The following is a 9,949-nucleotide window of genomic DNA, read 5'->3' as shown; positions in this document are numbered from 1 at the left end:
AGCAGGTTGAGTGAGTAGGCGTAGTCGGAGCCCGGGCGCGCTTCTTTGTACAAAGAAGCGCGCCCGGGCTCCGACTACGCCTACTCACTCAACCTGCTGAAGCGCTTCAAGGAATTCGCACCGCATGTGCCGACCAAGAGCGGCATCATGGTGGGCTTGGGCGAGACCGATGAAGAGATCTTGCAGGTGATGCGCGACATGCGCGAGCACGGCATCGACATGCTCACCATCGGCCAGTACCTGGCGCCGAGTGGCCACCATCTGCCGGTGCGCCGCTACGTGCACCCCGACACCTTCAAGATGTATGAGGCCGAGGCGGTGAAGATGGGCTTTAGCCACGCCGCCATTGGCGCGCTGGTGCGCAGCAGCTACCACGCCGACAAGCAGGCGGCAGGGGCCGGAGTGGCGGTGGTGGTCTGATCAGGTTTCGGCGAGCAGCGCTTCCACCAACTGGTGCAGGGCTGCGAAGTCGGGCTCGCCGACGTAGCGCTTGACGATCTCGCCGCGCTTGTTGATAAGCACCGAGGTGGGCGTGACGGCCACGTCGCCGAACCCGCGGGCCACCGAGCCGGTGTTGTCGATCACCACGGTGAAGGGCAGCTTGCGTGACTCGCTGAAGCTGACCACCGACACCGGCGGGTCATAGCTCATTGCCACGGCCAGCGTTTCATAGCCGCGAGCGCTGAACTTGTGGTGCGTGGCGATCATCTGCGGCATCTCTTTCACGCAGGTGACGCAGGTGGTGGCCCAGAAGTTCACCAGCACCACCTTGCCCTTGAGCTGGGCGATGTGGCCGGCGGTGCCGTCGAGGTGGGTGTAAGCCAGGTCGGGTGCCGTCGGGTGTCTCCCTTGGGCCCAGAAGGCTGCTGCAGCGCCGATTGCCAAAACGAACAGGGCAACGGCAAGATGGCGGTTCAATTTCATCGGGAAGTGGTCATGCAGCGAAGAAAGTTTACGTCGGCAGCCGCCGCAATGCTGGGTCTGGGGGCTTGGGGCCGGGCGCCGGCAGCGTGGTTGTCCGAAAGCGATGCTGCGACAGGCATCCGGGTGGCGCTCGAGCGCGGCGCGGTCGCGGCCGTCGGGTTGCTGGGCAAGACCGATGGTTTCCTGGGCAACCCGAAGGTGCGCATTCCGCTGCCGAGCTTTCTGGACGATGCCGTCAAGCTGCTGCAGTTGACCGGCCAGCAGAAGCGCCTGGACGCGCTTGAGACCGCGATGAACCGCGCCGCTGAAGCGGCGGTGCCCGAGGCGAAAGCGCTGCTGGTGAACGCTGTGAAGAGCATGAGTGTGGAAGATGCCAGGCAGGTGATCACCGGGGGCGACAACTCGGTGACCCTGTTTTTCACCGGCAAGACGCGCGAGCCGCTGGGGGTGAAGTTTTTGCCCATCGTGACCAGGGCGACCGAGAAGGTGGCCTTGGTCGACAGGTACAACTCGGTGGCCCGCAGGGCCGCGAGCTTGGGGCTGCTCAAACCGCAGGATTCGAGCATCGAGGCCTATGTGACCGAGAAGGCGCTTGACGGGCTGTACCTGATGATCGGCGAAGAGGAGAAGAAGATTCGCGCCAACCCGGTGGCCACGGGCAGCGCGATCCTGAAGAAGGTGTTTGGCAGCCTGAAGTAAGCGACAGGCTTGATCAGATCGTCTTGGCCAGCTCGAACATCAGCGCCGACGGCAGCGATGTGAGGATGGCGTCGCGCCCCACGCGGGCCATGCTCAAGCCGCCGAAGCCCGAGATCTCGAAAGTGTTGCCTTCTTCGATGATCTCGATGAAGACCACCTCGGCACCATCAGACTCGACCTCGTTGCGCAGGTCGTTGAAGCGGTCTCCGCGCAGCACCGACTCGATGATGATGGCGTGCGGCAGGCCGCCGCGGCAGAAGTCGCGCGCCTCTTCGACCGAGTTGACGAAGTCGACGATCATGCCCATGTTGCGGATGGCGTCGCGCACCTGCACGCGCACGTCGCGCCGCGATGCCACGACCAGCACCTGGCTGCCCGAGAGCGGCTTGGCATGCAGTGAGGGCGAGAAGCCCTGGTCGAGCTCGATGGCGCTCACGCCCTCGATTTGGTCGCTGATGGTGCGCGGGAATTCGATGGTCAGGTGCACTTCGGCGCCGGTCACCTTGCGCTCGATGGGCAAGCCCATGGTCCATGCGGTTTGCTGCACCAGGCGCCAAGTCATGGAGTCGAGTACGGCCTGCAGGGCCACTTCGTCGTCGGCATCGGCATGCTGGTCGACAGGACGATAGGCGAATTTGGTGGCCAGGCGTGCGTGGGTCGGCCAGGTCTTGATGTCCACCCGCAGCTCAATGACCGAGCGCGCATGCTCCATGGTCCAGCTGAGCAAAGTGTTGAGCAGGCTGAACAGCAGCGAAGCGTCGACGATCACTTCGGCCGGGCGCAGCACCTGCTTGATGTGAATGCCGCGGGCCTGGGTTTCGCGAGCGCGCTGGGTCAGCACGTCTTTGAGGGTTTCGGTGAGCGGCAGGCGCTCATGGGTCTGGCGCAGCCGGCCCGAGGCCAGGCGGGCGATTTGCTGGCCCGACATGCTGACCTGTCGCGCACGTTGGATCTCGTCGCCCAAGGCGCGAAGGCTGCTGCGGTCGATGCGGCCGGTGGTGACGAGGGTTTGTACCCGGTCGAGTGCAGCGGTGAGGGGGCCGGCGATTTCGGCGCTTATTTCACCGACCACGTCGCGCCAGTGATCTTGCGCGACAGGCGCTACTGGCTCAGCGGCGTGGGATGCCTGAGAGGGCGCGCGGTTCAGGTCGGTCATGTCCATGGGGGCCTCAACAAACAATTTTCGTCACAAATGTGCCAAATGTTGCACGCCGTAAGTGTCCCCGGACTTCGGCTCGCTGTCACAAAAGAACTCTTGTACTCCCCCGGACTTGGGGGGCAGTTTTGCACCCGTTTTTACGGGGGAAGTTGGTCATCAAATCGACCCGCTTCCCCGCAACTGCACGATTTCTTCGGTGCTCCAGCCCAGCTCGCGCAAGACCTCGTCGGTGTGCTCACCCAGCAGCGGCGGGGCTCGCCGGTACTGCACCGGCGTGGCTGAAAGCTTCATCGGGCTGGCCACGAGTTGTAACTGGTCGGTCAGCGGATGGGGCATAGCGACCGTCATGCCGCGCGACTGCACGTGCGGGTCGGCAAACACCTCGCCAAGGCTGTTGATGGCGCCGCAGGGCACCTTGGCGGCTTCGAGCGCGACCAGCCATTCGTGCTTCTCGCGGGTCTTCATGATGTCGGCCAGCAGTGGCACCAGCGTGGCGCGGTGGCGCACGCGGTCGGCGTTCTTGATGTAGCGGGCGTCGCGGGCGAGGTCGGAGCAGCCGGCCACGTCGCAGAACTTCGCGAACTGGCTGTCGTTTCCCACTGCCAGGATGAGGTGGCCGTCAGCGGTCTCGAACACCTGATAGGGCACGATGTTTTGGTGGGCGTTGCCTATGCGTTGCGGCGCTACGCCGGTGGCGAGGTAGTTGGCGCCCAGATTGGCGAGCATGGCGACCTGGGTGTCGAGCAGCGCCATGTCGATGGCCTGCCCATCACCGGTGGCGTCGCGGTGGCGCAGGGCGGCCAGAATGGCGACCGTGGCGTACATGCCGGTGAAGAGATCGGCCACGGCCACGCCCACTTTTTGCGGGCCCCCGCCGGGCAGGTCGTCGCGCTCGCCGGTTACGCTCATCAAGCCGCCCATGCCCTGCACAGCGTAGTCGTAGCCGGCACGCTCTCGGTAAGGGCCGGTCTGGCCGAAGCCCGTCACCGAGCAGTACACGAGGCGCGGGTACAGCGCGCGCAGCGCATCGGCGTCCAGCCCGTAGCGGGCCATGTCGCCGACCTTGAAGTTCTCGACGAACACGTCGCACTGGGCCGCCAAGCGGCGGATCAGCGCCTGGCCTTCGGGCTGAGCGATGTCGACGGTGACCGAGCGCTTGTTGCGGTTGGTGCCTAGGTAATAGGCGGCCTCGGCGGTGTCGCTGCCGTCGCGGTCTTTGAGGAAGGGTGGGCCCCAGCCGCGGGTGTCATCGCCGCCGACGCCGTTTTTCATGGGCCGCTCTATCTTGATCACGTCTGCACCCAGGTCGGCCAGCGTCTGTGTGCACCATGGCCCGGCCAGTACGCGTGAGAGATCGAGGACGCGGATGCCGGCCAATGGCTGCGGTGTGGTGGATGGAGTTGATGGGGTCGGTGCGCTCATCCGAAGATTGTCATGCAGCCAACCTGATAATGCCCCGATGCTCAGTTGTCTTGCCCGTAGTGGCCGTGCGGCCACGCTGATTGCGCTCGTACTGCTGTGCGCGTGCTCACCTACTCTTGATTGGCGTGAGGTTAGGCCCGAGGGCAGCGGGGCTTTGGCACTGTTCCCCTGCAAGCCTTCGAACGACGCCCGCATGGTCACGCTCGATGGCGCGCGTGTGCGCATGCAGCTCGCCGCTTGCCAGGCCGGGGGCGCTACCTGGGCGCTGGCCTATGCCGACGTGGCCGACCCCACTCGGGTGACGCCCTCTCTTTCGGCGCTGCGCGTAGCGGCTGCGACCAACCTCGGGTCGTCGGCGCAGCCTGTGGCGCCGCTGCAGGTAAGCGGCATGACGCCTAATCCGCTGGCCGAGCGGGTGCGCATTGTGGGCCGGCTGCCCGATGGAGAAGCGGTGACGCTGGAGGCCGGGTTCTTCGTCAAGGGAACGACGATTTTCCAGGGCACGGTGTTGGGCGCTAATGTCAGCCGCGAGGCCGCAGCCAACTTCTTCGACAGCTTGAAACTGCCTTCATGACCTTGCCCGCCCGCACGGCGGTGCTTGTGTTCCTGAGCTTCGCCTTCGCCTACTTTCCTGCCGCCCTGGTACGAGGCGTTGTGGCCACTTTGGCGCCAGCCTTCAGCGCCGAGCTGGCGCTGAGTGCCGCCAATCTCGGGCTGCTGGCCGGGGCGTACTTTTTCGGCTTTGCCGCCATGCAGCTGCCCCTGGGCAGCGCACTGGATCGCTTTGGGCCGAAACGGGTGCTGCTGGCTTGTCTCGTGCTGGCCGTGGCCGGCTGTATTGCGTTTGCGCTGGCCAAGAGCTTTGCCGCCCTCACCTTGGCGCGAGCCCTGATCGGCATGGGCGTGAGCGCTTGTCTGATGGCGCCTATGACGAGCTTTCGGCGCAACTTCGGCCCCACTGCGCAGATGCGCGCCAACTCGTGGATGCTGATGACCGGCTCGCTGGGCCTGTTGGCGTCGACCTTGCCTGTGCAGTGGCTGCTCCCTTCGCTGGGGTGGCGGGGCTTGTTCTGGTGTGTGGCGCTGCTGTTCGGGATGGCGATGGCGCTCATGGCCTGGGCGGTGCCGTCCGATGCGCCCGCTTCGCCGCCTCCGGTTTCCGACGCTGGCGGCTACCGAGAGGTGTTTCGGCACCCCACCTTTCTGCGCTACCTGCCGATGGGGTTCTTTCAATACGGTGCGATGGTGGCGCTGCAATCGCTGTGGGTCGGGCCCTGGCTGACTCGCGTGTGCGGCTGGTCTGCGCAGCAGATGGCAAGCGGGCTGTTTGCCATCAACCTGGCCATGCTGCTCATCTTCATGGGTTGGGGTGTGGCGGTGCCGCACTTGTATGCGCGCGGTTGGACGGCGCATGGTTTGATCGCCTGGGGCATGCCGCTGAGCCTGGGAGCGCTGTTTATGGGCGTCGTGCTCGGCCCGGAGGGCACGGCATGGGTCTGGGCGCTGTTTTGTGTGTCGAGCTCCTTCGTCTCGCTGTCGCAGCCAGCGATTGGCCAGGCTTTCGGGGCAAGGCTCGCGGGGCGGGCCTTGTCGGCCTACAACCTCGTGATCTTCGCGGGGGTGTTCACGCTGCAATGGAGCATGGGTGCCGTGATCGATGCGTTGTTGGCCTCGGGCTGGAGCACCGTGTCAGCGTTCAGGGGGGCTTTCGCGTTGGTATGGGTGTGCTGTGTGTTGTCGTATGTGTGGTTTTTGTGGCGAGACGAGCGCTGCACAACCCGTACGGCGGCGGTTCATTCGCATTGAAACTCTCATAATTCCCCCATGCCCGGACTGCTGATCATTGCCCACGCGCCTCTGGCGTCTTCGTTGAAGGCGGTGGCTCAGCACACGTTTCCCGACTGCGGCCGCCGCCTAGAAGCGCTCGACGTCTCGCCCGAGGAAACCGCCGAAGAGATCGAGGTGCGCGCCCGCGCCCTGCTGGCCCAGGTGAGTAACCCTGACGCCTTGATCTTCACCGACGTGTTTGGCGCCACGCCTTGCAACGTGGCGCAGCGCCTGGCCGATGGGCTGCACGTGAAGGTGATTGCGGGTGTCAACGTGCCCATGCTGTGGCGCTCGCTTTGTTATGCCGACGAGCCGCTCGATGCGCTGGTGGCGCGCGCAGTGGCGGGGGCGGCGCAGGGGGTCATGCAAGTGGCAACGTCGCGGCCGCAAAACCAAGCCTTCAAACCAGGTGCCAATGATCAAAGCAAGCATCAGCATCAGCAATAAATTGGGCTTGCACGCTCGCGCGTCGGCCAAACTCACCAAACTTGCCGGTGGCTTTCAGAGTGATGTGTTCATGAGCCGCAACGCTCGCCGGGTCAATGCCAAGAGCATCATGGGTGTGATGATGCTAGCGGCCGGGGTAGGCAGCGAGGTGGAAATCGAAACCACTGGCCCCGACGAGCAAGCCGCGATGAATGCGCTGCTCGCGCTCATCGGCGACAAGTTCGGCGAGGGCGAGTAAGCCCCCGGCGCGTCACGCGCCCAGAAAATGCTTGCGATAGCGCGTTGGCAGGTCGGCTATGCGCATCAGCATCGGCAGATCGGCCGTGTTGAAGTCAGGGTCCCAGGCCGGTGGCCCGAGCACCTTGGCGCCGCAACGCAGATAGCCCTTGATCAAAGCCGGGGCCTCTACATCGAGGCTGTGCTGCAAGTCGTCCACCGGTAGCGGCAGGCGTGGCGTTACTTGCAGCTCAATGGGGGCCAGGTGCGTGCGGCGAAGCTGCTCCCACAGGCTGGCGGCGAAGTGTCCGCCGTCGCGCATGCTGACGCTGGCGCAGCCGACCATGGTGTCTAGTTTGTTGCGCACCATGAACTCGGCCAGTGCGCCCCACAAGGCCATGATCACGCCGCCCGAGCGCCACGCAGGGTGCACGCAAGAACGGCCAAGTTCGACCATGGACGAGCGCAAGGGGCGCAAGCGCGTGAGATCAAACTCGGTGTCGCTGTACAGGCCGCCGACGCGCTTGGCCGAGTCGGGCGTCAACACGCGGTAGGTGCCGATGACCGGGCCGGGCTCGCCGGCGGTGCCCGGCGCGCGCACCAGCAGGTGCTCGCAAAACGGGTCGAACATGTCGATGTCATGGCCAGCAGGGGCGCCATGCGGCACGCTCAGGCGCGCCCCCATTTCGTCTGCGAAGACCAGATGCCTCAGCTGCTGCGCCTGGCGAACGTCGCTTTCATCGCGTGCCCAAACCACTTCAAACCCAGACGCGTCAATGCGGACAGGTTCGGCAGAGGCCGAGCGGGGGTGAAGTGACCTCCGGGACGTGTCGGCACGCAGCGCTGAGATGGGCATCGTGGGCAGGGGAAGATCCCGCATAGCTTTCTCCTGTAGATCGTGCGCCTATGGTCTGTTCTGGGCATGACGCCGTCATGAAGGCGCCATGACGCAGCGATGACAGCAGGGCGCGGGTCGTTCCCAGGTGTCCACTGGGTACGCGCTGCTACGATGCTTCGCATGAGTTTTCAGGTCTTCGGGTTGCCGGTTTCACGAGGTGTGGCCATCGGTCGCGCCGTGCTGGTGGCATCCAGCCGAATTGACGTGGCCCACTACTTCATAGAAGACATCCAGGTCACAGAAGAGATCGAGCGATTGCGCGTGGCCCGTGATGCTGTGGCGAGCGAACTCAGCACGCTGCAGCGTGACCTGCCCAGCGATGCACCTGGCGAGCTTTCTGCCTTGCTCGATGTGCACCTGATGCTGCTGCACGACGAAACGCTTACGGGTGCAACCAAGCAATGGATTCAAGACCGGCACTACAACGCCGAGTGGGCACTGTCGGCGCAGCTCGAAGTGCTGGCGCGGCAGTTCGACGACATGGAAGACGACTACCTGCGCGAGCGCAAGGCTGATCTGGAGCAGGTGGTAGAGCGGCTGCTGCGGGCAATGGCCCGCGGGCCTTCATCCTCTTATGCCCCGGCGCCTGGGGTCAGCCCGCGCGACTTTGCGGGTGAAGATCCCTTGGTACTGGTGGCCAATGACATTGCGCCGGCCGACATGCTCCAGTTCAAGCGCAGCATCTTTACCGGCTTCATCACTGACGTGGGTGGGCGCACCTCGCATACCGCCATCGTGGCGCGCAGCATGGACATCCCCGCAGTGGTGGGCGCGCGCGAGGCGAGCCACATTATTCGCCAGGACGATTGGGTGGTGATTGATGGCGACAACGGCGTGGTCGTGGTCGATCCTTCGCCTCTGCTGCTAGAGGAGTATCGCTTTCGCCAGCGGCAAAGCGGGCTGGAGCGGGACCGCCTGTCTCGCCTGAGGCATACCCCGGCTGTCACGCTCGACGGAGAGCGGGTGGAGTTGCAAGCCAACATCGAGTTGCCGGGTGATGCGCCAGCTGCGCTGGAGGCCGGTGCCGTTGGTGTGGGTCTGTTTCGCAGCGAGTTCCTTTTCATGAACCGCGGGGGTGAGTTGCCCGGTGAAGACGAGCAATTCGAGGCCTACCGCGCAGCGGTGGAGGCGATGAAAGGCTTGCCCGTCACCATCAGGACGGTCGACATTGGGGCTGACAAACCGCTGGACCGATTGAGCTCCACCGAGCTGCGCCACGAGCATGCGCTGAACCCGGCGTTGGGACTGCGGGCCATACGGTGGAGTTTGTCGGAGCCTGGCATGTTTCGCCAGCAGCTGCGGGCCATCCTGCGCGCCAGCGCGATAGGCAAGGTGCGCATCCTTATCCCTATGGTGGCGCACGTGAGCGAGGTTCGTTCTGCGCTTGAGGCCATTGCGCGTGCGAAGCAGCAGCTGACAGATGCGGGGCGTGCCTACGGAGCCGTAGACATCGGCGCCATGATTGAAGTGCCGGCAGCTGCCATTGCCCTGCCGGCGCTGATGCGGCATTTCGATTTCGTTTCCATCGGCACCAACGATCTGATTCAGTACACGTTGGCAATCGATCGTGCGGACGAGGCGGTCGCGCATCTCTATGACCCGTGGCATCCTGCGGTATTGCAGCTCATTGCGCAGACCATTGCCTACGCTCGACAGACTGGGAAGGCAGTGAGTGTTTGCGGTGAGATGGCGGGAGACGCTGCCTTCACCGAGTTGTTGTTGGCCATGGGCCTGCGCAACTTTTCCATGCATCCCTCACAGATCGCTGCTGTGAAGCAGCGTGTTCTCCGTGCGGACACGCGTCGATTGACCCCGCACCTGGGTTCAGTACTGGGGAGCGAAGATGCGGAGGCAGCCTGTCTCGAGCTGTTTGCGAGACCGGCCCTGCCCGAGAGTCGAGCGGTCCGCGTTGATCTTTGATTGAGGGCACTTGCGCGGCCTTCGAAAACGATGCTATAGTCGTGGTCTTCGCTGATTGCAGCAAACGACCCGGAAGTAACCGGGTTGCAGCAGTAAACGGCGCAGAAAGAGATAGCCTAGTATTTGACAGGGGTTTAAAAAACATGTCATACTCGCTCTCTCGCTGATAACTGCAAAACGTTATCAGCAACGCAACAACGCATAGCGAGTTGCAGCTCTTTAAAAACTAACAGCCGATAAGTGTGGGCGTTTGAAGGCGAGTGCCAAGAGTCGCAAGACTCAAGGTCTCATGGACCTAAAACGCTCACTGAAAATAGAATTTCATGCAAGTGAAGTTTCTATCAATTCTTTGAGTAATTTATCAAGATCGAACTGAAGAGTTTGATCCTGGCTCAGATTGAACGCTGGCGGCATGCCTTACACATGCAAGTCGAACG

The 9,949-nt window shown here is 63.7% G+C and carries 10 protein-coding genes, 1 rRNA gene and 1 pseudogene; 8 read left to right on the top strand and 4 right to left on the bottom strand.

Going from position 1 to position 9,949, the window contains the following annotated elements:
• Positions 1-45: 45 nt before the first annotated feature.
• Positions 46-420 (top strand): annotated as a pseudogene (locus tag AC30QB_RS01005) (lipoyl synthase); the annotation flags it as partial.
• On the opposite strand, the gene AC30QB_RS01000 reads toward AC30QB_RS01005, so the two are convergent.
• Positions 421-924, bottom strand: coding sequence for a TlpA family protein disulfide reductase (locus tag AC30QB_RS01000; protein ID WP_489544317.1), 504 nt, complete (start codon positions 922-924; stop codon positions 421-423).
• Positions 925-936: 12 nt separating this feature from the next.
• On the opposite strand from AC30QB_RS01000, the gene AC30QB_RS00995 reads away from it, so the two are divergent.
• Positions 937-1,623 (top strand): DUF4197 domain-containing protein, encoded by a 687-nt coding sequence (locus AC30QB_RS00995; RefSeq protein WP_489544316.1) that lies wholly within the window; start codon positions 937-939, stop codon positions 1,621-1,623.
• 13 nt (positions 1,624-1,636) lie between these two features.
• On the opposite strand, the gene AC30QB_RS00990 is transcribed toward AC30QB_RS00995, so the two are convergent.
• Positions 1,637-2,785, bottom strand: coding sequence for a hypothetical protein (locus tag AC30QB_RS00990; RefSeq protein WP_489544315.1), 1,149 nt, complete (start codon positions 2,783-2,785; stop codon positions 1,637-1,639).
• A gap of 153 nt (positions 2,786-2,938) precedes the next feature.
• A complete protein-coding gene (locus AC30QB_RS00985) occupies positions 2,939-4,204 on the bottom strand; it encodes a CaiB/BaiF CoA transferase family protein (protein ID WP_489544314.1) in 1,266 nt (421 codons plus the stop codon).
• A gap of 193 nt (positions 4,205-4,397) precedes the next feature.
• Between AC30QB_RS00985 and AC30QB_RS00980 the strand changes: the two genes are divergently transcribed.
• The 4 genes from AC30QB_RS00980 to AC30QB_RS00965 are packed head-to-tail and all read left to right on the top strand — an operon-like array spanning position 4,398 to position 6,716.
• On the top strand, positions 4,398-4,778 hold the full coding sequence (locus AC30QB_RS00980; RefSeq protein WP_489544313.1) for a hypothetical protein: 381 nt from the start codon (positions 4,398-4,400) through the stop codon (positions 4,776-4,778).
• Complete coding sequence (locus AC30QB_RS00975; protein WP_489544312.1) at positions 4,775-6,010, top strand: MFS transporter; 1,236 nt, start codon at positions 4,775-4,777, stop codon at positions 6,008-6,010. The genes AC30QB_RS00980 and AC30QB_RS00975 overlap by 4 nt, the downstream gene beginning before the upstream one ends.
• Positions 6,011-6,028: 18 nt before the next feature.
• Positions 6,029-6,478, top strand: coding sequence for a PTS sugar transporter subunit IIA (locus tag AC30QB_RS00970; RefSeq protein ID WP_489544311.1), 450 nt, complete (start codon positions 6,029-6,031; stop codon positions 6,476-6,478).
• Complete coding sequence (locus AC30QB_RS00965) at positions 6,447-6,716, top strand: HPr family phosphocarrier protein (protein ID WP_489544310.1); 270 nt, start codon at positions 6,447-6,449, stop codon at positions 6,714-6,716. The genes AC30QB_RS00970 and AC30QB_RS00965 overlap by 32 nt, the downstream gene beginning before the upstream one ends.
• Before the next feature lie 12 nt (positions 6,717-6,728).
• On the opposite strand, the gene AC30QB_RS00960 is transcribed toward AC30QB_RS00965, so the two are convergent.
• Positions 6,729-7,574: a GNAT family N-acetyltransferase gene (locus tag AC30QB_RS00960; RefSeq protein ID WP_489544309.1), complete on the bottom strand. Its 846-nt coding sequence runs from the start codon at positions 7,572-7,574 to the stop codon at positions 6,729-6,731.
• Positions 7,575-7,712: 138 nt separating this feature from the next.
• Here AC30QB_RS00960 and ptsP point away from each other — a divergent pair, with 138 nt between their 5' ends.
• A complete protein-coding gene (ptsP, locus tag AC30QB_RS00955) occupies positions 7,713-9,512 on the top strand; it encodes a phosphoenolpyruvate--protein phosphotransferase (protein WP_489544308.1) in 1,800 nt (599 codons plus the stop codon).
• A gap of 369 nt (positions 9,513-9,881) precedes the next feature.
• A 16S ribosomal RNA gene (locus tag AC30QB_RS00950) occupies positions 9,882-9,949 on the top strand; the annotation flags it as partial.

Origin of the sequence: Rhizobacter sp. (genome assembly GCF_046595475.1) — a bacterium.
GTDB lineage: Bacteria > Pseudomonadota > Gammaproteobacteria > Burkholderiales > Burkholderiaceae_C > Rhizobacter.
This window is presented reverse-complemented; position numbering and strand designations above follow the sequence as displayed.